This window comes from Streptococcus halichoeri, from assembly GCF_009870755.1.
In the GTDB taxonomy this organism is placed as follows: Bacteria; Bacillota; Bacilli; order Lactobacillales; family Streptococcaceae; genus Streptococcus; species Streptococcus halichoeri.
Genome location: NZ_WLZU01000015.1, coordinates 27202 through 50583, shown reverse-complemented (window position 1 = coordinate 50583; position 23382 = coordinate 27202). Strand labels below are relative to the sequence as shown.

Below are 23382 nucleotides of genomic sequence, written 5' to 3'. Positions count from 1 at the left end.
TGCATTTAATTGGAAGAAAGGGCATCAGTGAATATTGTTGACCAATTGTTAAGACAAGGAAAGTCATTATTATCTCCCTTTGGACTATAACAAATTGGACAACAATATTAACTACGGGAATGATTCTAAATGGAATCCCCATTCCAAATAGAATTTTTAACGATAACATAATTAACTCGGCGCAGACTATCAATATCATCTCCGCCAGCGTAAGAAATCGAGGATTGCAAATCTTGCTTCATTTCCGTTAGTGTGTCTGCTAGGTGACCCTTGGTTGGTAAAAGAATCTTTTTTCCTTCGACATTTTTGTGCTCACCTTTTTGGTATTCTGAAGCTGAGCCATAGTATTCTTTGAAGCTTTCACCATCGATTTCTACTGTTTTACCCGGGCTTTCGATATGCCCTGCAAATAAAGAACCAATCATGACCATGGTTGCACCAAAGCGAATGGACTTGGCAATGTCACCGTGGGTGCGAATTCCGCCATCGGCAATAATGGGTTTGCGGGCTGCTTTTGCGCACCAGCGAAGGGCTGCCAACTGCCAGCCGCCAGTTCCAAAGCCTGTTTTGACTTTAGTAATACAAACCTTACCAGGACCTATGCCAACTTTTGTTGCATCTGCTCCAGCATTTTCTAATTCACGAACCGCCTCTGGTGTTCCGACATTGCCTGCAATCACAAAGGTTTCAGGCAATTCTGATTTAATATGCTGAATCATCTGAATAACACTATCGGCATGGCCATGTGCAATATCAATGGTAATAAATTCTGGCGCATCTTCTTTTAAAGAAGAGACAAATTCATATTCGTAAGCTTTGACACCAACTGAGATAGACGCAATCAATCCCTGCGCATGCATTTTAGCAATAAAGGGTTTTCGACTGGCCTCATCAAAGCGATGCATAATATAAAAATACCCTGCTTTGGCCAACTCTTCAGCGATTGTTTCATCAATGATGGTCTGCATATTGGCCGGAATCACTGGTAGCTTAAACCGATAAGAGCCAAGTTGAACCGTGGTATCGGCCTCTGAACGGCTTGAAATAATGCATTTGTTGGGTACCAATTGAATATCTTCATAATCAAATACAGGCATGTCATTAAACATTTACTACTCCTTTTGAAACCTGCATACTAGCTCTAAGAGCAAGCAGGTTTTCTGTAAAAAAATGACCTTCCTATGATTTCAAAGTGAAATCATCACTAGGTAAAACCTTACCTTTCCTTGAAAAATTCTAATCTAATATTTCGGTTATGTCAATTTTACTATTTATTTATGAAAAAATGTTCGGTTTTTCTGGTAATATTTTCTTATTTGCTGATTTTTCTCTTGATTAGTTCACTCGGTTTATCATCCTGATACAGCAAAAAGGAGCTGGTCTTTTGGGCCAACTCAATAACCATCGTCTTTTATTGAAGCTGCAATCTAAAAAGAACTGCTAACTTGTACGGGCTTATCCAAATACCAAGCTAGTAGCAAAAATCTAGCATTTAAAGCATGATAAAAGGCCAGCTGCATCATCTTGATTAGGAATCATAGCTGCTGTGACAGGCTGTTTGGGCTACCATTTCCCATAAGTAAATACTTAATGGCTACTACACTACGCGGCTGATTGTGCTGATCGGGCAGCTCTTGTTGCTAATCTAATCTACTACCGTTGCTTGCAATGACTTGCTTATACCAGGCAAAGGATTTTTTCTTTGTTCGCTTGAGCGTTCCATTTCCTAGATTATCACGATCAACATAGATAAAGCCATAGCGTTTTTGCATTTCACCGGTGCCAGCTGAAACCAAGTCAATACAGCCCCAGGTGGTATAGCCCAACAGCTCTACGCCATCAAGATTAATAGCAGCACTCATAGCCTGAATGTGGTCCCTGAGGTAATCAATTCGGCAATCATCGGCCACATAGCCATTCTCATCTGGTATATCAACTGCTCCAAGACCATTTTCGACAATAAAGAGCGGTTTTTGATAACGATCCCAAATGGCATTAAGAGTAATGCGCAAACCAAGTGGATCAATCTGCCAGCCCCACTCTGACGCGTTTAAATAGGGATTCTTGATTGACGCAAAAATGTTGCCTGCCGTCTGTTCATTAAGCTTTGGGTTAGCTGACGCTACTCGGCTGGAATAATAGGAAAACGAGATAAAGTCAACTGTATTTTCCTGTAGCAAGATCAAATCCTCATCTGTGATGTCAATGTCACTTCCTGATTGTTCCCAGTATTTCTTAGCATAATTAGGGTAGTAACCACGCGCCTGAACATCAACAAAGAAATAACCTTCACGGTCACTTTGCATAGCGGCCCAGTAGTCTTTGGGATGACTGGTATAAGGGTAATATTGCCCAGCAGCCAACATGCAGCCAATCTTATTATCAGGATCAATGTCATGACCAATTTTGGTCGCTAAAGCTGACGCAACTAATTCATGATGGGCTGCTAAGTATTTGATTTGTTCAACATTTTCGCCAAAGTTCTTGAGTAAAAGCGGTGCAGCGAGAGTTTTCGACTATCTTTCAAGACCAATTTCCAGTAGTACTTCAAGGCTCGGTATTCAAGGGATTTCTTGTCAAACAGCTTCATGAGTTGAATGCGGGTCTGGTTTAAAGCTCGATTCAGGTGCTGGACACTATGGAAACGGTCAAGGACAATCTCAGCCTTTGGGAATAGGATTTTGATGAGGGGAATGTAAGAACCAGACATATCAACAGTAACGATTTTAACGCTGTTTCTAGCCTTTTTAGAGTACCTAAAGAAATGATTGCGAAGGGTTGTTTGCGTCCGATTATCAAGGATGGTGATGATTTTCTTGGTTTCAAAATCCTGAGCGATGAAGGCGAGTTTCCCCTTTCGATAAGCAAATTCGTCAATGGAGAGCACCTCAGGCAGTTGCGAGAAGTCTTCCTTGAAGGAGAACTGCTTGAGTTTTCGATGGACGGTTGATGGAGAAACCGCTAGGTTTTGAGCGATGTGTGTTAGCGCTTGACGGTTGAGCAGTCCTTGAGCGACCTTTTGCCTAAGAGGCTCAGAGATTTGGCAGTTCTTTCGCACCAAATTGGTTTCAGAAACAGTAACCTTACGACAGCTTTTGCATTGAAACCGACGTTTTTTAAGCCTGATCAGACTAGGAAAGCCATTGATGTCAAGAAATGGGATTTTCGACGGCTTTTGGAAGTCGTATTTTATCTGTTTTCCACCACAAGTCGGACACCCTTTAGGCTCATAATCCAGCCTTGCATAGAGTTCAATGTGCGTCTTATGTTGAAAAACATTGTCTAAAGCTATATTTTTATCTTTAATTCCGATTAATTCTGTGGTATTCTTAAGGTGTTCCATATGACACTTTCTAATGAGTTGATTTGACGCTTTTCATTATAAGTCATATGGGACTTTTTGTCTGCATGAAAAAGGCCCATCATCTCCAGAGTGGATTTACCCACTACAGATATTATAGAGCCGAAAAAACCTAAACAAATACGAAACCACAATCATTCGCCCAAAAAGGTAACGATGATTATCATTTTGTATTTGTTTAGGTTTTGCCTGCCTCTTCAGTAACAATCCTTTTTATTAAGTTGAGCATACCATTGCTCAAATCATTTTGCAAGCGCTTTTTTACTTTTCTTAAAATTGGTCAATGCGGTGATTAACTGGTGTCCAAACGTTGAATATGAATTGTGATATAAACTTGTTCGTCTGGGCTCATCTGAAAATGATGAGTTGATTCAATATAGCTTTTAATTTTTTTGCGAACAAGCAAATGCTTCTGGATAATTAGCCTTAACCTGCTCATAAAGAAAACTATCGTTTTTCCCTTGAACTATCCCATTTACGACCCATTGCGCAAAATATTGAAGATGGGTGATAAAACGATTATAGCTAATTGATTCATTATCTTGAATATTGCCATAAAAGAGTCTAACAATCCCAAGGATATCTGTGACCATTTTCGAAACGTGATAGGATTCTTGATTTAAGTGTGACTCTTTTTGGGCATTAATAAAATGCAAAGCGATGGAGGAAATTTCGTCTTCTGGCAACAGCACACAGACCCGTTCAAAAATCATCTTCAGTGCTTCTTTGCCCACTTGGTATTCTTTAGGATAGAATTTTCGAATTTCCCAAGCTAGCGGATTGTTAATATAGAGCCCTTGGGCAGCTCGCTCTAATGTATAATGCAAATGATCGGCCAAAGCGACGTATAGCGACGCTTCAAAAGTGGTTGCTAAAATCTCTTGTCCGTATTTAATAATCGCAAGGTAGGTTGCCATTTCTTCTGGACTAAGGTCAGTATATACTCTGGATAAGTCTGTGGCGACAGCATTATTTTGTAAAACAAAGGTTTTTTCAACTAAAGATTGATCGATTTGGTCACCACATTTTCCCCAAATCCCAGTCCTTTTCCCATTACAATAATCTCTTGATTATCACTTGATTTGACATGAACCACATTATTGTTATAAACTTTGTCTATTTTCATTTAGGTTTTCCTCATCTATTGAAAAATCAATCGATTGTTACTGGCCTCTATTCTAGCAAAAAAGACAATTTTTTAAAATATATCTTCCAAAAAATAATAAATTGAACCGCATTTACCTTAATAACTATTGAGCTGTGCCTAGCACAAGCTCGTTTCTTAGAGACTGAGCTTTAAAAAGACGCTGCTGTAAAACAAAGCAAGGCCAGACAAAACTCTATTATTTTAGCAGTATGGCTACTACAAAAAATAATAGAGTCTTTTAAGTCTGGCAAGCAGAGCACAAGGTGGTTACTTTTTCTAAATCTAGGGCTTGATGAGGCCTTTTTTTATCAGGTAATCTTTTGCGACACGATTGGCGTCTTGTCCTTTGACTGACACCCGATAATTCATAGCTTGCATTTCTTTTTCGGTAATTTTACCAGCCAACTGATTGAGGATTTTTTTAAGCTCAGGATGCTTTTTAATCAAACTAGCTTTCATTAATGGGGCACCTTGATATGGCGGAAAGACATGCCGGTCGTCTTTAAGGACTTTGAGGTGGTACTTGATTAGTTCAGCATCAGTTGAGTAAGCATCGGTTACTTGGATGTTTTTGTTTTTTATTGCTTGATAGCGTAAGGCCGGCTCCATGGTTGACACTGGTAAGTGTAAGCCATAAGCTTTCTGCAAACCTTTGTAGCCATCTTCTCGGTCCTTAAATTCTAAAGTGAAACCTGCCTTTAATCCATTTTGGTGAGCAGCAAGGTCACTGATGGTTTCAATCTGCTCCTGCGCAGCTATTTTCTCAGGAATAGCAATAGCATAGGTATTTTGATAAGCAAAGGGCTTCAATAGGACGAGTTTATCTTGTTCATATATGCCGTTGCGCGCGTCCTGATAGACCTGCTGGCTGTCGGTGGAAAGAGCGGGCTTTTTGGTAAGGAGACTTGAGGTGATGGTCCCGGTAAATTCTGGGTAAATGTCAATATCACCAGATTTTAAGGCCTGATAGAGGAAGGTGGTTTTCCCAAAGTTAGGTTTAATAGTAACCCGTAAATCTGATTGGTCTTCGATCAATTCTTTGTAGATATTGATCAGGACATCTGGCTCTGCTCCTAATTTACCAGCGATGGTAATGGTAGCCTGCTTTTTATTGAATTGACTTAAGACAGTCGGTGCATAAGAGGCAAACAAAGCAAAGACGATCAGGGCAAAAGCTGATAGGATTTTACGTAAGGAAGCTTTCTCTAAATATTGCAAGATGGTATTAAACAAAATGGCCAATAAGGCAGAAGAAATCGCCCCAATTAAAATCAAGCTGGTGTTATTACGGTCAATCCCTAAAAGGATAAAGGATCCCAGGCCACCTGCTCCAATCAAGGAAGCTAGGGTTGCGGTACCAATAATCATAACTGCTGAGGTCCGCACCCCAGACATGATAACCGGCATGGCAATGGGAATTTCAAACTTCTTTAGGCGCTCCCACTTGGTCATCCCAAAGGCGGTGCCGGCCTCGACAAGGCTTGAATTGATGCCATTTAAGCCGGTAATGGTATTTTGGATAATCGGAAAAATAGCATAAATAACGAGGGCCGTAACGGCAGGTACAGTTCCAATCCCCATTAATGGAATGAATAAACCAAGAAGAGCTAGCGAAGGAATGGTTTGAAAAATGCCTGTCAGCTGCAAGACAAAGTCAGACCACCGCTTGCTTTTACTGAGCAAACTAGCTAGGGGGATGCCAATTAATAAGGCAATTAGTAAAGAAACCAGCGAAATTTGCAAATGTTCTGCGAGAGCTCTGGTCCACTCGCCAAAGCGTTCTTGAAAGGTTGCGATGAGGTTAGTCATTTAGTTCTCCTTCAAATAAGCTAGCAACAAACTGATTAGCTGGATGTGCTTGAATGGCTTGCGGTGTATCCAGTTGAATGATTTCACCTTGGTCTAGAATGGCAACACGCTGCCCCAACTTAAGGGCTTCTTTAACATCGTGTGTGACAAAGACGATGGTCATATCCAGTTCGCGATGCAAAGACAAGATTAGATCTTGTAGTTGTTTGCGCGAAATCGGATCTAAGGCAGAAAAAGGCTCATCCATCAAGAGGATTTTAGGTTGTGCAATGATAGCACGCACAATGCCTACGCGCTGCTGCTCACCTCCTGATAAATCTTTTGGGTAACGGTTCATGTAGTCTTTTGGTTGTAAACCTACTTTTGTTAACAACTCTACCGTTCGTTGGTGAATGGCCTCTTTTGACCAATTTTTCATTTCAGGAATAATTGCAATGTTTTCAGCAACCGTTAGATTGGGGAAAAGGGCAATCTCTTGTAAAACATAGCCAATAGAAAGACGCATGTCCCGCAGATTAAGATCTTTTTGGGCCACCTGATTTAACAGAATTTCCCCTGAACTAGGCTCAATGAGGCAGTTTATCATTTTTAATAACGTTGTCTTGCCAGACCCACTAGAACCTACTAGGACAAAGAACTCATGATCATTGATTTGAAAAGTTTGATTTTCCAAAACGCGATTGTCACCAAATTGTTTTGAAACATTGTTAAAACGTATCATAAAAGCTCCATTTCGTTTCGTAAGGCAGGACGTCTGCTTTGTGGTAAGCGACTAGAACAGTATCGCCTGCGCAAGGTTGGAAGTTCATAAGAACCCTATTTTAAGGGAACCCATCTGTGCGATCTGCTGTGAGTCCATCCCTCCCATGTAAGTAAGCCAATACAGCCTTACTTCCTTAGTCAGTGCTTAAAGTGATTAAAAAGATATACGGTCACTTTGAGAGTTAGTCCAAACAAATGTTAGCCAGGTTGTGCTTGAGTCTGTGTCAATATCACCAGATTATCCATTAAAAAGCAGCGCTCTTTTTGACTAGATTTTGACCACATCTAATAATCTTAGAAATGTCACTATTATAAAATGTGACACCAAACAAGTCAACTATTTTGACTATAATATAGCCAAATCTTAGCAGAAATTCCAAAACGCTCTAATTGCTATTTTATCTAATAATCGCTATTATGATGTTATGATTAAAACTTATCGTGTCTTAGCTATTATTACCAATCAATCTGAAACACAAAAAGCCATCTATAGCTTTTTACAAGAGCACTTTGACTACCTTTTTGAGATTATCATTTACGACCAAAATGCCCTTCCTGAGGAGATAGCTGCCTATGATGTGATTTTTTCATTTAAAGACGATACTTATCCTATTAAAACCTTTCTCTTTAGTGAATCTGCAGATCAAGCAGGCTACTATCTTGTGCCGGACTCTCTAAAAGACAGTCAGAAAGCTTATGAACTGGCACGTACCCTGACGCAGCTCTATCAGCAATTAACAAGCAATCTTCAGACTTACCTGCAACAATTTCCTAGCCAAATGCGCATGGCTAACGCTAAAGGCCAGATCTTATATCATAACCATCAGTTCAATGGCAGCTTTTTACCCAGTGATGAAAACCATTTAGAAACTTGGATTTGGCAACACTTACGCAAGCAAGGCAATTTGCACCTGCTCTTACCCTTTGCTTCCTTGGATCATATCTATTTTCAATCTTATTATGGCTTACAAGATGAGAATGGTTGCTACGTAGGCTCTCTTGACCTTGTCCAAGATCTAAAACCCATTTTGGCTCAGTACTTGGATGAGACCGCGCAAGCTATTGTTGGTTGGTCTGATGTAACCTCAGGCCCTTCAATCTCTACTGACAAGCCTGATTACCCTTGATTCACGCAAAGGCTAGGCTAACTTTTTCAAATAAAAACCCTTATAGCTCCTTTGTGGTGACCCCAAAAAGGAATTATAAGGGTTTTTGCATCATTTCATTTAGCGATTAGATTAGGAAATCGCTCGCGCTCGTTTGACGCGCATCAGGCCAAGCAAGGCGACAAACACTGCAAAGAGAATAAAATAAAGGGCATTGCGCCCACCAAGGCGGGCACCCATTTCAGGATGATGTGCTTGTGCTAGAGCAAAGAGTTGTGAGGATATGGCTACCGCAAAGGCGCCCGCAAATTGCTGAAAGGTATTTAAAATACTATTTCCATCCGCAAATTCATGCTCCTTTAGCTGTGAAAGCGAGGTCGTCACCATATTGCTAAGGCCAAAGCCCATCCCCATCTTGACCAACAAATCCGTTAAAAGCAGACCCCAAACACTTCTAGTCATAATCAATAAGGACATACTGAACAAGCCTAATAGTGTCAAACCAAGTCCAAGCGTGATTGGCTTAAAGGAGCCAATTTTATCTAACAGATGACCAGAAAAGGGATAGAGCGCAGAAGCTAAAATAGCTCCTGGAAACATAAAAAGACCTGCTTGGACCGAATTTTGCCCAAGGCCAAGTTGCAAATAATTAGGCAGAACATAAGAGGTTGCTAAGGGGACCATTTGATAAGCTAATACCCCATAGAGTAGGATGAGAAAGGCCTTGTTGTTAAAGACAGTAAGTTTAAGGAGCGGCTGTTTGCGATTGAAATAATAAAAGCCAACAAAGCCTAAAAGAGCAACACAAGCCAAAAGCAAGGATAACTTTTCAATCGTAAGCAATAAAAAAGCAAGACCAATGCCTAGACTGATAAAAGCAGGAACATTCAATGTTTCATTCTTTTGCACCAAGCGACTAGGAATAGCCTTCAAACCAACCAGACAAGAAACTAGCAAGACCGGCAGTAACAAGACAAAGATCATTTTCCAACCAAGCGTAGCCAAGACTACCCCACCATAGGTGGGGCCAATCGCTGGCGCTAAGGAAGTCGTCATTGTTGCTATTCCCATATAAAGACCACGCTTTTCAAGCGCAACCTGGTGTAAAATAATATGAAATAGCAAAGGTAGGGCAATTCCTGTTCCCATCCCCTGTAATACTCGTCCTAGCAGTAATGTTGGTAACTGATTAGCCAGCGCATCTGTTGTTACTCCTGCTATAAATAAGGCGTTGGCTAGGATAAAGACCTGCCGCTCAGAAAAATTTCTAATCAAATAGGCAGAAAGAGGGACAACAATGGAAACAGCAAGCAGATTGCCCGTAGTGGCCCATTGAATGGAGGTGGCAGGCACATGAAAAACCTGCATTAATTCGGGAAAGGTCACATTCATTGAGGTTTCAAAAAGAACACCACAAAAGCTTAAAATGGCGGTTGAAATAATCGCTGGTAAAACACGCCATGATTTGATCTGCATCATTAAGTCACTACTCCTTCTAACTGATATGAGAGCCGTAAGAAAGGTACTACAATCACTCATAGTACCCATTTAAATAGCCCACAGGCTGCTTAAAATTAAATTATTCTCTCTTTTTCATATAAACAAGATTTATTATAACACAAGAATGACATTAAGCAAAGGCTGATTTTCTCTTGCCATGTTTAAGTCCCTTGGAAAGAGAAAGAATAAGCCTGTAACAAAATTATTTAGCCCAGTTCATCCAATGATAGCCTCTAGGACGAATGCCGCTGACTATTGGCAGGATTTAAAAGCAAAGACAGCAGGCTCTCACACTCAGACTTGGACCTCCTATTTCCTTCGTTTAGCATACCCTTTCCCATATTGTGGGTACAAACAAGCCAGAAAATACCTGGGTTTGCTTGTCGCACGTTGAGGTGATAGCCTTCTTTTTGATTGTGTATTATAAATCACGGTAAACAGGCTGGGGACCGTAGGATTGTGAAACCGGCATGATTTCGATGCGGTTAACATTGATATGCTCTGGTTGGCTAACAACCCAAGCTACTGTTTTAGCAATATCAATGGGCTGGATAGCATGTGCTCCCTGATATAGGGCTTGAACTCGTTTGTGATCACCCTGAAAGCGGACCAGCGAAAATTCCGTTCCCTCACACAAGCCTGGTTCAATAGTTGTCACACGGATTTTTGTACCAGCTAAATCGGCTCGCAGATTAAGAGAAAATTGCTTGACAAAAGCTTTAGAAGCGCCATACACATTGCTTCCTGGATAAGGAACCGTTCCTGCTGTTGAACCAAGATTAATAATCATTCCCTGATTCTTGGCTACCATTTGGGGCAATATTTTTCGTGTCAAATAGGCCAAGCCAATAATGTTAGTATTAATCATGGTTAACCACTGGTCAAAATCAGCTTCATAGGCCTTATCCAAACCAAGAGCTAAGCCTGCATTATTGATTAACAGATCAATTGCCTGCCAATCTTTAGGTAAATCAGCTAGCGCTTGATCAATTGCTGCAGTGTCTGAAACGTCCATAGCTAGAGGATAAAAATCGTTAGCACCTAAGGTCTGCTGTATGTCTGTTAATAGTGAATAGCGCCGTGCAGCGCCAATCACCCGATAACCTTGCTGTACCAATTCCTGAGCGATAGCTAAGCCAAAGCCAGCTGAAGCACCAGTCAGTAATGCTGTTTTTTTCATTTTAAACGCCTTCTTTCTAAGCTAGTAAAAAAGTGGATGGCAAAACCCCACTCCACTTTTAAAAGCTCCGCTTATTTAGCATTATCAAGGGCTTGCGCTGCTGTGATAATGGCAAGTTTGTAAATATCATCAGCACTTGAACCACGTGAGAGGTCATTTACAGGCATATTCAACCCTTGCAGGATTGGTCCAATAGCCTCAAACATTCCAAGGCGCTGAGCAATCTTGTAACCAATATTACCAGATTGTAAGTCCGGGAAGATAAAGACATTGGCCTGACCAGCAACCTTACTACCTGGTGCTTTAATAGCGGCAGTTTCAGGGACAAACGCCGCATCAAATTGGAGTTCGCCATCAAGGATAATTTCTGGTTTCATTTTATGTGCCAATTGAGTCGCTTCTTGGACCTTATCAACTTGTGGTGCTTTGGCGCTTCCTTTTGATGAGAAGCTCAGCATGGCAATTTTGGGGTCAATGTCAAAGATTCTTGCTGTATCGGCAGTGTTAATAGCTATTTCTGCTAGTTCTTGAGCATTTGGATCAATGTTGATAGCACAATCAGCAAAGATAAGACGTTGTTCAGTATTTTCACGGTTCATCAAGAAGACACCGGAGGTACGAGAAATGCCGGGTTTTGTTTTTATAATTTGGAGTGCAGGACGAACAGTGTCGGCAGTGGAGTGGATTGCTCCTGAAACCATACCATCAGCCAAGCCCATTTTAACAAGCATCACCCCAAAGTAATTGACATCTTTAAGTAAGCGATCAGCATCTTCCATTGTTGCTTTTCCCTTACGGATCTCTACAAATACTTCTTTCATCTTGTTAAAATCAGCGTACTGGCTAGGATTAATAATGGTATACTTTTGGTCTGTAAACCCTAGCTTTGTTAAAAGGCTACGAATAGCCTCTTCATCTCCAAGGATAATTGGTTCAACCAGCCCCTCAAATTTTAAGCGCGCAGCTGCTCGTAAGACGCGCTCATCATTTCCCTCTGGAAAAACAATCTTCATATCCTTTCCTACAACTTTTTCTCGTAAGCTACCGAACAATGTTCTAATACTCATGTTTACACCTTATTTACACCTTTCTTTAAATCTATGATAACGCTGTCAAAGTCATCTGTCAACTTATTAGTATGCCGACTGATTGATTTTGTAAAGGGGTTATAAAAACTTAAACTATGGCAATGTAAGGCTTGACGAGTGATTCCAAGATCTAAACGACCTCCGTATAAATCATCCCCTAATAAGGGAAAACCAATGTGAGCAAAATGAACGCGAATTTGATGGGTACGGCCTGTATGCAAGCGAATATCAACCAGGTGAACACCCTTAGGATAGCGCGCTACAACCTGATAGGTGGTTCGTGCGTATTTACCGTCTGCTACAACGCGGCGGGTAATAATGCTGTCTTCACTGCGACCGATAGGGGCAATAATTTCTCCATAATCAGGAAGGTCGCTTGGACCAGCTACCAAAGCATAGTAGCGTTTTTCAATCGAACGTGCCTGCAGCTGCTTATCCAAACGCGCATGAGCATAACCATGTTTAGCTAAAAGCATCAAACCGCTGGTATCGCGGTCTAAGCGTGTGACAATATGAATTTGCTGATTGGGATAGCCTTGCTCTAGGTAGTAGGCTTTGACAAAATTAGCCATCGTATTAGAATGATTAACACTAGGAATACTAGCAAAACCATGTGGTTTGTTGAGTACTAAGAAATGATCATCTTCATAGACAATAGTCAGAGGGTGTGTAATGGCCTCCAATTTCTCAAAAGCTGGCTCATCAGGTATATCAACCGTAACAAGGTCGCCAGCTTGCAATAAATAAATGGCATTTTGTTCAATGCCATTTACGAGAATATTACCGCCCTTATATTTTATCTTAGCTAAAAGGCCACGTGAGATATCATGCTCTTTTAACAGCGTCTTTACTTTCACTTGGCGAGAAGCCAGAAATTCAAATCTCATGGTTCAATGTCTCCAATAAAAGCATCGCGGACCCGCTCCCAAAAGCTGGTATGGTTTGAAGAAGACACAAAATTAATTTTTTTACGATCAATAGTATAGGTAACCTTCACCACATTGCGATGGGTAAACGTTTTATTATCAATGGATAGGGTGTAATTTCCAAGGCGCTGCGGCAAAATTTCAATAACATCTTTTTTGGGAATGATAAGTGACGATCCCAAGGTCCGAAAAACGCGATTATTCAAACTAGAAATTTCGGTTAATTGCAGAGCTTCGATGGTTGGATGTAAGACAGCACCGCCCAGCGACTTGTTATATGCTGTGCTTCCTGTTGGGGTTGATACAGAAATTCCATCACCACGAAAACTTTCAAATTTCACCTGATTAATGAGCACATCAGCCACCATGGTTTTTTCAATCCGCTTGATTGTGGATTCATTTAAGGCCCGTCCACGAATCAAACGTCCATCTTCTAAAGTGATCTCAACACTTAAGATGGGATAAGCTATTTTTTCGCCCTGATCATGTCGAAGGTCTTCGATTAATTGCTCTACCTCAAAATCACGATAGTCTGTATAAAAACCCAGATGTCCTGTGTGAATACCGACAAAACGGACGTGATTGAGTTCTTTTTCATACATATGGAAGGCTGAAAGCAACATGCCATCACCACCAATGCTAATGACAATATCAGGGTTTCGTTTGGATAGGTAAAAATCTGGATCATCTTTAAAAACGGAGAATAATTTAGAGGCAATCCGCTTACTTTGGTATTTGCCATTAGCGATAATGGCGACTCTGGTAGTTTTATCGGTATAATTCATCTGTGTCATCACTATTTCCGACCCCGTCATTAAAATTGCGCGTAATCGGATCAAACAATAATTGCGCTTCGCGAATATCTTTTCGAATCTTGCGCATTTCCTCATCCAATTCTAAAGCAATTTTAGCCGTTGTCTCTAACCTTTTTTTAATTTCTTCAGGGAAAACCCCATTATATTTATAATTTAATGAGTGCTCAATCGTGGCCCAAAAATTCATCGCCAAAGTTCTGATTTGAATTTCAGCCAGGACCTTTTTTTGACCATCAATAGTATCAACCGGATATTCAATAATGACATGGTAAGAACGATAGCCGCTTGACTTCATATTTTGAATATAATCACGTTCATAGACAATCGTCATGTCTTGACGTTTGCGCAGCAAAGCTAACACTTCTTCAATATCATCAACGAATTGAACCATTACCCGTAGGCCTGCAATATCTTGAATATCGCGGGCGATATTTTCTTCTAAGACGCCCCGTTGGACCATTTTTTCTTTAATGCTGTCGACGGATTTGACGCGCCCAGTGACAAACTCAATTGGCGAATAACGATTTTGTTTACGAAATTGTTTGCGAATACCGCGTAACTTTATTTTTAATTCTCCAACTGTCTGGATGTATGGATCCAAGAAAATTTCCCAATCTAAAGCCACAAGCTAGCTCCTTTCTTGTCAAACGGTTGACTTTGATATAAGATTAATTATAGCATAAAAAGAAAGCAAAAGGAATGTACAATGACCGAGCTTGAAATTGAATATAAAACCCTGCTTAGCTATGAAAACTATGTTAAAATACTTAAGCAAATGATTGCCATCTCACCTGTTACACAGGTAAATCATTATTTTGACACGAGTAATTTTCAGCTGAAATCCCATAAAATGTCCCTGCGTATCCGTACATTTACTGATCATGCGGAGTTGACTTTGAAAGTGCCAGAAACGGTTGGTAATCGCGAATACAATTTAGCCCTCACTTCTGACCAAGCAAAAACAATCTTAGCTTCTAATCAATTACCACCATCAGAAATTGCTGCGCTAATCCAAGAATCTGGTATTGCACTTGATAGAATTGCTTGCTTTGGAGCTCTAACCACAGTACGACGTGAAGTGCAAACGTCAATTGGTAAGATGGCATTAGACCTAAATACCTATTTAGGAAAAACAGATTACGAATTAGAATTAGAAGTGAGCGATCCTGAACAAGGAAAAAAAGACTTTGATGCTTTTTTACAAGAAAACCAGCTACCATTTATCTTTGCAAAAAGTAAAGTTGCGCGCTTTAGCCAAGCCTTAGCGCAAAAATAATTAGGCAAGAAACTTAGCATATTACCTGCTTTTTTTCTTTTTTTTTGCTAAAATAATAGTACTTACTGTAACTATTAAATCGTCTTACCTGGTGATTTATGAACGAATTAAAGGAGCTCATTTTCTCATGGCAGAACAGTATGCTGACAAGCAAATCAAATTGTTTTCACTCACATCAAACCTTCCAATTGCTGAAAAAATCGCTGCAGCAACAGGTATACCACTTGGAAAGATTTCTTCTCGCCAATTCTCTGATGGTGAAATCATGATAAATATTGAAGAAACTGTCCGCGGAGACGACATTTATATTATCCAATCAACTAGTTTCCCAGTTAATGACAATCTATGGGAATTGCTGATTATGATTGATGCTTGCAAGCGAGCTAGCGCTAATTCAATCAATATTGTCTTACCATATTTTGGCTATTCACGTCAGGATCGGATTGCTTCATCGCGTGAGCCCATTACTGCCAAACTAGTTGCTAACATGTTAACTAAGGCAGGAATTGACCGAGTATTAACGCTTGATTTACATGCCGTACAGGTACAAGGCTTCTTTGATATTCCTGTAGATAATCTTTTTACCATACCACTATTTGCCAAAGAATATTGCAAGCTTGGTTTATCTGGTGAAGATGTTGTGGTTGTTAGTCCCAAAAATTCAGGGATTAAGCGAGCGCGCTCTTTAGCAGAATACCTCAATTCTCCTATTGCGATTATTGATTATTCTGCAGATGACAAACACCGTGAACAAGGCTATGTTATTGGTGAAGTCGAAGGCAAAAAAGCTATTATCATTGATGATATTTTAAACACCGGAAAAACCTTTGCAGAGGCTGCAAAAGTCCTTGAGCGAGCAGGGGCAACAGATATTTATGCGGTAGCAAGCCATGGCCTCTTTGCTAATGGGGCTGCCGAGGTCCTAGAAACTGCTCCAATCAGAGATATTCTTGTGACTGATTCGATTAGAACACTTAATCGGACTCCTAATAATACCACTTATATCACTGCCAGCCAGCTGATTGCGGATGCGATTATCCGCATCCACGAACGTAAGCCCCTTAGTCCCCTCTTTTCTTTCACACCCGAAGAAAGTTAATAAATATGATTTACCTTGACAATGCTGCAACCACCCCTATGACTGAATCTGTTATCACTGCGATTAATAATTATATGATGTCATCTTTTGGTAATCCCTCAAGTATTCATTCTTATGGTCGAAAGGCTCATAAATTACTACGAGAGGCTAGACAAACCATTGCTGATTTATTAGGCGTTGCCTCACGTGATCTGATCTTTACAGCTGGTGGAACCGAAAGTGATAATGCAGCAATCAAAGGCTATGCTTTAGCCCACCAAAAACAAGGGCGTCATTTAATTACGACAAGTATTGAGCACCATGCTGTTTTGCATACCATGGCCTATCTAGAAGAGCAGTTTGGATTTAACATAACTTATCTAGAGCCTCAAAAGGGCACCATTTCGGTACAGCAAGTTGAGGAAGCACTACGCCCAGACACCATTTTAGTATCAATGATGGCCGCAAACAATGAAACTGGTGATTTATTACCTATTTATGAAGTAGGTCAGCTGCTCAAAAACCACCAAGCTGTGTTTCACGTTGATGCTGTTCAAATCATTGGAAAAGCAAAAATCAATTTAGCAGACAGTGGTATTGACATGCTTTCAGCCTCCGCTCATAAATTTCATGGACCAAAAGGTGTTGGTTTTCTATACAGCCATCATCTAATCTGGGATCCCTTATTGCATGGCGGTGATCAAGAAGAAAAACGGCGTTCCGGTACTGAAAACATGATTGGCATTATTGGCATGGCCCAAGCTTTACAAGATGCCTACCGCCAAATGGAACAAAACTGGGAAAAAGTCACAGCCCTAAACAGCCTTCTCTTAGATCAGCTGGCTGGACTTCCCTATTATGTTAATGGTTCAGATAAACGTCTTCCACACGTTCTTAATTTAGGATTCAAAGGATTAGTGAATGGCACCATTCTCACTCAGCTTGATTTAGCTGGTATCGCTATCTCAACAGGATCAGCCTGCACCGCGGGCACAGTTGATCCAAGTCATGTATTAGCTGCTCTTTACGGTCCTGACTCGAATCGTTTACGAGAATCTATTCGTATTAGTTTTTCCGATCTGAACACCACAAAGGAAGTACAGATCTTAGCACATGAATTAAAAAAAATAGTGAAAGGTTAATCCGTTTCTCATGGCATTTGAAAAAGAAATCGCTTTAAAAGATTGTCGTTACAGCTATAAGCTTAATCCTTCGGTAAAAAAATACACCCTCCGAGATAATACGTTTATCCAAAATAAAATTGGGAATTACGAACTCACCCGACTCTTAGAAGAAATACCTAATTCTGGTGAGGGTTTCCCCCTTAAAATTACAATCAACAAAGAGTTGAACGGCTTCAAATTGGCTATTACTGATCAGAGCGGCTTGCGCTTGGTTAATATTTTTAAAGCAGAGCAACACCATATCCTACAAGATAAATTCTATTTTTTGATGGATAGTTTAGTAGAACGTCAGATTTTTACGAAACACCCTCAAGTGTAATGACATTTCTTAAAAAATTTATCCCACTCCTTATGACTATGTAACAAGGATTGAAAGTTTTCTCATTGCTACTGCTTTTGTCATCTAAACTTGACCAAAGCAGGGCAAAATACTAAGTCTAACAGTGATACTATTTCTTACTCAAAATAGTTATTTCAAGATAGTTAGTATAGGGTAGTGAGTTTTTAAACGTTATCAGAGGGCACTTACTTGTGACCAATAGTTTTGGACTATTGGTTTTTTTGTTGCTGGGTGTTTTTCCAGTAAAAATTGTCTAGCTGTTGCATCTTTCACAAACTTTTTGATACAATAGTGCTAGATAATGACTGAATAATGAACAAAAAGGAGCTAACAAGGTGGTTATTGATAAATCTATACCCAAGGCAACGGCTAAGCGCTTGTCTTTATATTACCGTATTTTTAAACGTTTTCATGCTGATCAAGTTGAAAAAGCGAGTTCAAAACAAATTGCAGATGCTATGGGCATTGATTCTGCTACGGTACGCCGTGATTTTTCCTATTTTGGGGAATTGGGGCGCCGAGGATTTGGTTATGACGTGACCAAATTAATGAACTTCTTTGCCGATCTTTTAAATGATCATTCCACAACCAATGTATTACTTGTGGGTTGTGGTAACATCGGTCGAGCTCTTTTACGCTACCGTTTTCATGATCGCAATAAAATGCAAATCGTGATGGGATTTGATCTAGAAAGTAATCCTCTAGTTGGAACAAAAACAGATGATGGTATTCCGATTTATGCTATCACAAGTGTCGACACACACATTCAAGAATCCGGAATTGAAACTGCCATTTTAACAGTTCCAAGTACCGAAGCACAAGATGTAGCTGATCAATTGGTCCAAGCTGGCATCAAAGGAATTCTTAGCTTCTCGCCAGTTCATCTTAATATTCCAAAAGATGTGATTGTACAATATGTGGATTTAACCAGTGAACTGCAAACACTGCTGTACTTTATGCATCAAAATCGTTAATCAAACAATTGATTTACTCCACCAGTCAGGGAAATAACAGGAAATTCGAAAAAAGTACCTAAAGCAATACGTCACGTGACTGGCGGCTAGGTAAGTTCATTCTACTCCTGTTTTTTGTGTGACTGGTTTTTTTGTAAGCTTAAGAGTGTCATAAAAGCTGCCGCAGGTACTCTTCCCTATTTTATGACACTATGGCTTTTCCTATAGAATATCCGTTTTTTCACGAAAGCTATAATAAGAAGTTTGTGAAACAATAATATGATCTAAACAGGTAATTCCTAGATGTTCACATGATTGTCTTATTCTTTGAGTGAACTGCCAATCATTTTCACTGGGTTCGGTAACACCAGATGGATGGTTATGCACAATAATGATGCTTGTAGCCATATTTCTGCAGGCATAATGCAAAATTTCTCGAGGCTCTGCAATTGAACGCCGGACACTGCCAATAAAAATGGTTTTTTCTTCAATAATGCGATTTTGGGTATCTAAATAAATGGCTACCAAATGTTCCTGACGCTTATCACCAAGTACAAACATCATTTTTTGGGCGACTTGATAACTAGATAGAAGTTGATTTTGGTCTTTATCAACTGATTGCTGGATTCGTAAGCCTAATTCAATCATCGCTTTAATTTCAATTGCTTTGACCTTTCCCAGACCAGATAAATTTTGTAATTCCTGCAATGAACGATTTTTAAAATCAGCCAAACTATCTAGTTCAGATAAGAGATAGGCTGACAATTCCATAACATGCTTGGTTTTATTCCCAGTTCTAAGAAAAATGGCTAATAATTCTTGATTGCTTAAACTCTCCGAGCCAAATTGCAGTAATTTTTCCCTAGGTAATAAAGAATTCGTTCCTTGTTTTATTGAATACATTGAAATACCTCCACTTATTCATTCGAAATTGCTCAATAAAAAAGGAAGCAAAGCCGATGTTATCCTATCGGTTTTGCTTCCTTTTTGTTGTAGTCCTGCTGACATCTGAATTAGTTGGTGTGACTGTTCTTTTTCTGCTGATGCCTATAAACAGTATAGTCCTTGATCAATTGGTAAAAAGTGGCAGCTAAAGGCACGGCTAACAAAATGCCTAATATTCCTCCCAGGGCTCCGCCTAGTGTAACGGCTAAGAGTACCCACATACCTGGTAATCCGATTGATCCGCCGACAACCTTTGGATAAATGAGATTCCCCTCAAACTGTTGTAAGACAACAAGAAAAACCACAAATAGACAAGCATCTGAGACGGACTGTGTGGCAATGAGGACAAAGCCAACAACCAAGCCAATATAAGCACCAATTACCGGAATAAGGGCGGTAAAAGCAACCAATACTCCCACTGTTGCTGCATAGGGAAATTGAAAAATTAGCATGCCAAGCGCTGTTAAACTCCCCAAAATCATTGCTTCAATGGTTTGCCCAACAAAGAAATGGTAAAAGCGATGATGCAGAATCAACCGAACATTATTAAAAGTTTTGGCGTGTCTGCCTAAATACGTATCCACCAATAGCTTACCCTGCAAGCCTAATTTTTCCTTACTTGCTAAGACATAGATGGAAAAAATTAAGCTAATGAAGAGATTTAAAATGGTCGCTGCAATCGTTGACATAGAGGTTAACAGATTAGTCAAAACACCAAGAAGTTGACTTAAGACTTGTTGACCATAGTGATTTAAACGCGAAATGAGTTCTTTATCTGTCCCCAAGTAATTCACCAGGTGCTTGACTTCCTTGTTCTGATTGAGGTGTTCAACAATATTGGTTAAGGCCCCTTGATCAATGGACATCAGCGTTTTTAAACTATGAATAAGATCAGGAATCACAATTGAAAAAAGCCACAAAATTAAACCAATAAAGGTCAGATAAGCCAAGATCATCGCAATGGCCCGCTTAAAAGCCAGCGCTTTAGGATGCGATCTAACAAGGGAAACATAGGCTTTTTCATAAAATGACATCACAATATTAATGACATAAGCCACACCTGCTCCCATAATGAAGGGAGATAAAGCTTTAAAAACAACGTTAGCCTGACTAGAAACAAAACCCCAATAAGCTTGAATCGCATAGCAGATCACAAAGGTCAAAATAAAATAATAAAAATGCTTTTTCTCTAATTTCATAAAAACTCCCATATCATGATTAATACCATTATACACTAGTTTCTCCCACTAAAAAAGGGGGACCAAGTATCCCCTTTTAGGATCAAAATGTGGCCCCTAATATCAAATAGTTTACCGCATTAGCTTGAAGTAAGCTTTGATAAGTAAAAAAGCCAAGCCTTAGCCTGGGACTTTTTTATGGTAAATCGCTGCGCAAAGACCTTACAACAAAAGGGGGAATTATGCTTTTGTTCCTAGAGACAGTTTTTCTCCAATAACCCTAGATATTTGTTCATAGCCTTTGAGATTAAGGTGCAAGCCATCTTTTGTATTGGAATCAGCCAAGCCTCCTTCTGCGTCTTTTAAAACATGATTGACATCTAAAAAATCAACATCGTTTAATTGTGCTAGCGCGTGATTAAGGCCATCAATCAGCTCGTTAGAGCGCACCTTAACCGTTTTAGCAAATTGACTGTTTTTAGAGACAGGAAGAATCGATAAGAGGGTAATAGGAGCCTTAATACCAAAAGCACGAATAGACTGAATTAATGTTTGCATTCGCTTAAGAATAAGCGTTTCAGAATGACCTAAACCAATGTCATTAGTCCCAACCAATAAGACAATCTGACTAGGGCTAAGCTCAAGTATCTGCTGATCAAGATGGTCAATCAGCCATTGGATATCAATCCCTGCTATCCCTCGGTTATAAATTGGCTTGCTGGTCGAAAAATATTTGCGAAGAGGATAGAATTCAATAATGGAATCTCCCACAAACACAATTGCATCCTTATCAACCTTTGTATTGGCGTCTGCATAATCTTTGATGCGATCATTTTGATAGGCTAACAACTCTTGTGTAACAGTTTCAATCATTAAAACATCCCTTCCTATTTTTAAAGATATATTTAGTATAACAAAAAGCTGTTACTTACACACATTTTCACTTTGTTTTTTGAAAATCACGATGATTTTCATGTGCTGGTACTTCCCTTATTTTCAAAATTTTTCAATCTAGCATCGAAAAAATGTTCAGTCACTACTTTTTGACTGAAGCTTAAAAAACCAAGTAAAGCCAGCAGTATTTGTCCTGATTCTTTGCCAAACTGAACCATTGAGCATTTTTACATTAAAAGCTCGCGCACTTGACCTAATTCATTTTGGTTGACAACCACAAAAATGGTAGCCCCCGCCTCGAGTTGTGTATTGCCCGTCACGACTTGGGTGCGATGATGGTTTAATTGCGTTGTGATCAAAACGTCCATAGGCAGATTAAGGTCCTTGACTTGTTTTCCAGCAATTTTATCTGTGACGGTGAGTTCAATTAAGGTTGGTTCTAAGGTGCGGGCTGGTTTTTGAATAGTCATCTTATCCAGCATAGCTTCATAGATAGGGTGGCCATTTAGTAAGTCCATCATCACATAGGCCACAAAAGTCACCACAGCAATTGCCATCAAGGGTTTGAAATCACCTACCATTTCAGTTACTAAAATCATTCCTGTTAATGGTGCTTTGGAGACAGCCGCAAAATAACCGGCCATACCAAGTACAATAAAAAGGGTGGCATAGCTGGCATCAATCAACTGCCAGTGAATAAAAAGACTGCCTATAATCAAACCGGCTAAACCGCCTAGGGTGAGGATGGGCAAGAAAATACCTCCGGGCAAGCCACTACCAAAACTCAGCATGCTAATCACAAAACGGATAATAAAATAGACTAATAACAACATGATCGGCTGTGAAGCCTGGGCCAGCTGCAAAATTAACTGATGGCCACCACCTAATAATATGGGCAAATAATAGCCAATCATGATAATAAAGGGCAAGGTCAATAAGGCCTGCAGCGATGTAGGTAAGCCAATTTTGCTTGCGCAGCTTTGATACCACTGACTGATCTTGAGAATAATAACCTCATAGTAATAGCCTAAACAGCCCAGCAATAATCCTAAAATAAGGAGTAACCAATAGTGCTTCAAGGTCAACGTCGGCAAATCAGAAGGCATGGCTAGGACCGGGGTTAGGCCAAAGATTTTGAGCGAGACGATATTGGCGACTAAGCTGGCAACTAAGGCAGAAATCCAAATGAGGCGGGAAAAGTGATGGTAAATCTCTTCGACGACAAACAAGAGGCCAGCTATTGGCGCGTTGAAGGCGGCTGAGAGTCCTGCTGCTGCTCCGCTGGCTATCATGACGCGGCGCTCCATGTGACTGGCGCCTAATCGCTTAGCTAAGCCTTTAGCAGACATGGCACCAAGCTGAATAGATGGTCCTTCACGTCCCAGCATAAAGCCCGCAGAAATACCTAAAATACCACCTAGAAATTTTTTCCAAAGAACAGACCACCAATTGGGGGACAGAAGACCCTTTAGTTCACCTTCTACGTGGGGAATACCTGAGCCCTTGATGTCAGGCTCTAAATGGGCAAGGTAGCCTGCAAGTACCACAGCAAGTGCTGAGCCTAAGGTAATTAGGATTAACAAGTAGGGCAACTGGTGCGACTGGTGATAAAGCATGATAACCCAGCCACCTACTTTTTCAATGATTAAGCGAAATAAACTCACAACGATTCCTGCAATCAATCCAACAAGGGCACCACGCCAGACAAAGGCAATGATTGACTCGTTTGAGAATTGATATTCGCGTTGATGATTTTCCATTTTGACCTCATTTCTGTTCAATACCTTTCTATTGTATCAAAGCTAAGGACAAGTTTCTAGGGGCAGTTTCAGCCAACAAG

The 23382-nt window shown here is 40.1% G+C and carries 19 protein-coding genes and 3 pseudogenes; 6 read left to right on the top strand and 16 right to left on the bottom strand.

Translation table 11 applies throughout. The features are described from left to right. Positions 1-125 precede the first annotated feature (125 nt). The 6 genes and pseudogenes from guaC to GWD08_RS05125 form a co-directional block, all read right to left on the bottom strand. A complete protein-coding gene (gene guaC, locus GWD08_RS05150; protein ID WP_159564588.1) occupies positions 126-1109 on the bottom strand; it encodes a GMP reductase in 984 nt (327 codons plus the stop codon). A 531-nt stretch (positions 1110-1640) separates the two neighbouring features. Then, positions 1641-2477, bottom strand: a pseudogene (locus GWD08_RS05145) (family 1 glycosylhydrolase); the annotation flags it as partial. Then, positions 2465-3343 (bottom strand): annotated as a pseudogene (locus GWD08_RS05140) (ISL3 family transposase); the annotation flags it as partial. The pseudogenes GWD08_RS05145 and GWD08_RS05140, both read right to left, overlap by 13 nt. 310 nt (positions 3344-3653) lie before the next feature. After that, positions 3654-4487: pseudogene (gene licT / locus GWD08_RS05135) on the bottom strand (BglG family transcription antiterminator LicT). A 303-nt stretch (positions 4488-4790) separates the two neighbouring features. Beyond that, entirely contained in the window at positions 4791-6317 is a 1527-nt protein-coding gene (locus GWD08_RS05130) for an ABC transporter permease/substrate-binding protein (RefSeq protein ID WP_159559669.1), read from the bottom strand. Further along, entirely contained in the window at positions 6310-7038 is a 729-nt protein-coding gene (locus tag GWD08_RS05125; protein ID WP_159548137.1) for an ABC transporter ATP-binding protein, read from the bottom strand. Before GWD08_RS05125 ends, GWD08_RS05130 begins: the two co-directional genes overlap by 8 nt. A 466-nt stretch (positions 7039-7504) precedes the next feature. Between GWD08_RS05125 and GWD08_RS05120 the strand changes: the two genes are divergently transcribed. After that, on the top strand, positions 7505-8206 hold the full coding sequence (locus tag GWD08_RS05120; RefSeq protein ID WP_159564586.1) for a hypothetical protein: 702 nt from the start codon (positions 7505-7507) through the stop codon (positions 8204-8206). A 111-nt stretch (positions 8207-8317) separates the two neighbouring features. Here GWD08_RS05120 and GWD08_RS05115 read toward each other — a convergent pair whose 3' ends face one another. The 6 genes from GWD08_RS05115 to yjbM all read right to left on the bottom strand — a co-directional run bounded on the left by GWD08_RS05115 (position 8318) and on the right by yjbM (position 14319). After that, on the bottom strand, positions 8318-9661 hold the full coding sequence (locus tag GWD08_RS05115) for an MFS transporter (protein WP_159564591.1): 1344 nt from the start codon (positions 9659-9661) through the stop codon (positions 8318-8320). Positions 9662-10106: 445 nt separating this feature from the next. Next, complete coding sequence (locus GWD08_RS05110) at positions 10107-10865, bottom strand: SDR family NAD(P)-dependent oxidoreductase (protein WP_159548133.1); 759 nt, start codon at positions 10863-10865, stop codon at positions 10107-10109. Between the two features lie 71 nt (positions 10866-10936). Continuing rightward, positions 10937-11932: a phosphate acetyltransferase gene (gene pta / locus GWD08_RS05105; protein ID WP_159564584.1), complete on the bottom strand. Its 996-nt coding sequence runs from the start codon at positions 11930-11932 to the stop codon at positions 10937-10939. A gap of 2 nt (positions 11933-11934) precedes the next feature. Continuing rightward, entirely contained in the window at positions 11935-12840 is a 906-nt protein-coding gene (locus GWD08_RS05100) for an RluA family pseudouridine synthase (protein WP_159564582.1), read from the bottom strand. Beyond that, on the bottom strand, positions 12837-13673 hold the full coding sequence (locus GWD08_RS05095) for an NAD kinase (RefSeq protein WP_159545259.1): 837 nt from the start codon (positions 13671-13673) through the stop codon (positions 12837-12839). Before GWD08_RS05095 ends, GWD08_RS05100 begins: the two co-directional genes overlap by 4 nt. Continuing rightward, a complete protein-coding gene (gene yjbM / locus GWD08_RS05090; RefSeq protein ID WP_159545261.1) occupies positions 13648-14319 on the bottom strand; it encodes a GTP diphosphokinase in 672 nt (223 codons plus the stop codon). The genes GWD08_RS05095 and yjbM overlap by 26 nt, the downstream gene beginning before the upstream one ends. An 81-nt stretch (positions 14320-14400) precedes the next feature. Here yjbM and GWD08_RS05085 point away from each other — a divergent pair, with 81 nt between their 5' ends. The 5 genes from GWD08_RS05085 (at position 14401) to GWD08_RS05065 (ending at position 18546) form a co-directional block, all read left to right on the top strand. After that, on the top strand, positions 14401-14970 hold the full coding sequence (locus GWD08_RS05085) for a CYTH domain-containing protein (RefSeq protein WP_159564580.1): 570 nt from the start codon (positions 14401-14403) through the stop codon (positions 14968-14970). Between the two features lie 127 nt (positions 14971-15097). Beyond that, positions 15098-16069: a ribose-phosphate diphosphokinase gene (locus GWD08_RS05080; RefSeq protein WP_159548127.1), complete on the top strand. Its 972-nt coding sequence runs from the start codon at positions 15098-15100 to the stop codon at positions 16067-16069. A gap of 5 nt (positions 16070-16074) precedes the next feature. Continuing rightward, the gene (locus GWD08_RS05075) at positions 16075-17190 is read left to right on the top strand and encodes a cysteine desulfurase family protein (protein WP_159564578.1); all 1116 of its coding nucleotides are present in this window, start codon (positions 16075-16077) and stop codon (positions 17188-17190) included. 10 nt (positions 17191-17200) lie between these two features. Beyond that, the gene (locus GWD08_RS05070) at positions 17201-17551 is read left to right on the top strand and encodes a DUF1831 domain-containing protein (protein ID WP_159559659.1); all 351 of its coding nucleotides are present in this window, start codon (positions 17201-17203) and stop codon (positions 17549-17551) included. A 356-nt stretch (positions 17552-17907) separates the two neighbouring features. Beyond that, complete coding sequence (locus GWD08_RS05065; RefSeq protein WP_159564576.1) at positions 17908-18546, top strand: redox-sensing transcriptional repressor Rex; 639 nt, start codon at positions 17908-17910, stop codon at positions 18544-18546. A 201-nt stretch (positions 18547-18747) separates the two neighbouring features. Here the strand turns inward: GWD08_RS05065 and radC are convergent, their stop codons facing one another. The 4 genes from radC to GWD08_RS05045 form a co-directional block, all read right to left on the bottom strand. Continuing rightward, positions 18748-19428, bottom strand: coding sequence for a RadC family protein (gene radC / locus GWD08_RS05060; protein WP_159564574.1), 681 nt, complete (start codon positions 19426-19428; stop codon positions 18748-18750). Positions 19429-19538: 110 nt separating this feature from the next. Then, positions 19539-20669 carry an AI-2E family transporter gene (locus GWD08_RS05055; protein ID WP_159548238.1) on the bottom strand — a complete coding sequence of 377 codons (1131 nt, stop codon included), beginning with the start codon at positions 20667-20669 and terminating at the stop codon, positions 19539-19541. Between the two features lie 219 nt (positions 20670-20888). Beyond that, positions 20889-21521, bottom strand: coding sequence for an SGNH/GDSL hydrolase family protein (locus tag GWD08_RS05050; protein ID WP_159543769.1), 633 nt, complete (start codon positions 21519-21521; stop codon positions 20889-20891). Positions 21522-21769: 248 nt separating this feature from the next. Continuing rightward, the gene (locus GWD08_RS05045) at positions 21770-23302 is read right to left on the bottom strand and encodes a ClC family H(+)/Cl(-) exchange transporter (protein ID WP_159564572.1); all 1533 of its coding nucleotides are present in this window, start codon (positions 23300-23302) and stop codon (positions 21770-21772) included. Between the last annotated feature and the right edge of the window lie 80 nt (positions 23303-23382).

Excerpts from the sequence above, each read along its gene's own strand:
- guaC (WP_159564588.1), bottom strand. The coding sequence starts at position 1,109 with ATGTTTAATGACATGCCTGTATTTGATTATGAAGATATTCAATTGGTA.
- GWD08_RS05130 (WP_159559669.1), bottom strand. The coding sequence starts at position 6,317 with ATGACTAACCTCATCGCAACCTTTCAAGAACGCTTTGGCGAGTGGACC.
- GWD08_RS05125 (WP_159548137.1), bottom strand. The coding sequence starts at position 7,038 with ATGATACGTTTTAACAATGTTTCAAAACAATTTGGTGACAATCGCGTT.
- GWD08_RS05120 (WP_159564586.1), top strand. The coding sequence starts at position 7,505 with ATGATTAAAACTTATCGTGTCTTAGCTATTATTACCAATCAATCTGAA.
- GWD08_RS05115 (WP_159564591.1), bottom strand. The coding sequence starts at position 9,661 with ATGCAGATCAAATCATGGCGTGTTTTACCAGCGATTATTTCAACCGCC.
- GWD08_RS05110 (WP_159548133.1), bottom strand. The coding sequence starts at position 10,865 with ATGAAAAAAACAGCATTACTGACTGGTGCTTCAGCTGGCTTTGGCTTA.
- pta (WP_159564584.1), bottom strand. The coding sequence starts at position 11,932 with ATGAGTATTAGAACATTGTTCGGTAGCTTACGAGAAAAAGTTGTAGGA.
- GWD08_RS05100 (WP_159564582.1), bottom strand. The coding sequence starts at position 12,840 with ATGAGATTTGAATTTCTGGCTTCTCGCCAAGTGAAAGTAAAGACGCTG.
- GWD08_RS05095 (WP_159545259.1), bottom strand. The coding sequence starts at position 13,673 with ATGACACAGATGAATTATACCGATAAAACTACCAGAGTCGCCATTATC.
- GWD08_RS05085 (WP_159564580.1), top strand. The coding sequence starts at position 14,401 with ATGACCGAGCTTGAAATTGAATATAAAACCCTGCTTAGCTATGAAAAC.
- GWD08_RS05080 (WP_159548127.1), top strand. The coding sequence starts at position 15,098 with ATGGCAGAACAGTATGCTGACAAGCAAATCAAATTGTTTTCACTCACA.
- GWD08_RS05075 (WP_159564578.1), top strand. The coding sequence starts at position 16,075 with ATGATTTACCTTGACAATGCTGCAACCACCCCTATGACTGAATCTGTT.
- GWD08_RS05070 (WP_159559659.1), top strand. The coding sequence starts at position 17,201 with ATGGCATTTGAAAAAGAAATCGCTTTAAAAGATTGTCGTTACAGCTAT.
- radC (WP_159564574.1), bottom strand. The coding sequence starts at position 19,428 with ATGTATTCAATAAAACAAGGAACGAATTCTTTATTACCTAGGGAAAAA.
- GWD08_RS05055 (WP_159548238.1), bottom strand. The coding sequence starts at position 20,669 with ATGAAATTAGAGAAAAAGCATTTTTATTATTTTATTTTGACCTTTGTG.
- GWD08_RS05050 (WP_159543769.1), bottom strand. The coding sequence starts at position 21,521 with ATGATTGAAACTGTTACACAAGAGTTGTTAGCCTATCAAAATGATCGC.
- GWD08_RS05045 (WP_159564572.1), bottom strand. The coding sequence starts at position 23,302 with ATGGAAAATCATCAACGCGAATATCAATTCTCAAACGAGTCAATCATT.